The following is a 622-nucleotide window of genomic DNA, read 5'->3' on the forward strand; positions in this document are numbered from 1 at the left end:
GGGGCTCGCCACTGGCGAGGAGGTAGGTCAGGAGGTTATTGCGGCTCAAGACAGCATAGGTGAGATCGCCGACCTGCTGCGCCGTTTCAAATACGCGCTGCGCCAGTGGACGGCCTGTCCGGACATGCCGTGGCGAAGATTTTGCAAGGTTGCCGAAGGCGAGGTAGACTCGTGCCTTCAGGCGGTCCATTCTAGGCTGTTCCACCAGGTCCAGCCCGAGCAGGCCGAATCGAAAACCTGCCTCGTAGTCGCCAAAATACAGCCCCAGCACAGTGCCTACCGCGGTGTAGGCGTAGGGCGACGTGTCGCTGTTGCCGTGCCGCAGGCTGACGTTCCCCATTCGCCCGATCACGAGGCAACGCAGATTCTCGTCGGTAAACAAGGCTGGAGTCACGAGCGATGTGAGGACATTCATGGTCGCGAGCGCAACAGGATCTGCCATCGGGGGCGAGTTGAGCAGCGTTTCCATCGGGCGGTTTCCGAGCTGCCGCCAAAGCCGCGCGTATTCCTGCCGCACTTGTTTCCTGGTCGGATGCGCCGACCAGGTGATGCCGACGCGGCGCAGGTAGTCGAGGCCGAAAACGATGGCCTGATCGCTTCGACCCAGGCTCATGAAAAGGTC

1 pseudogene is annotated in these 622 nt (G+C 61.7%); it reads right to left on the bottom strand.

The window, feature by feature from the left end:
• Positions 1–622: pseudogene (locus tag NMG80_RS06405) on the bottom strand (histidine kinase); the annotation flags it as partial.

The sequence above is a fragment of the Mesorhizobium escarrei genome, assembly GCF_935825525.1.
Taxonomy (GTDB): Bacteria; Pseudomonadota; Alphaproteobacteria; order Rhizobiales; family Rhizobiaceae; genus Mesorhizobium; species Mesorhizobium escarrei.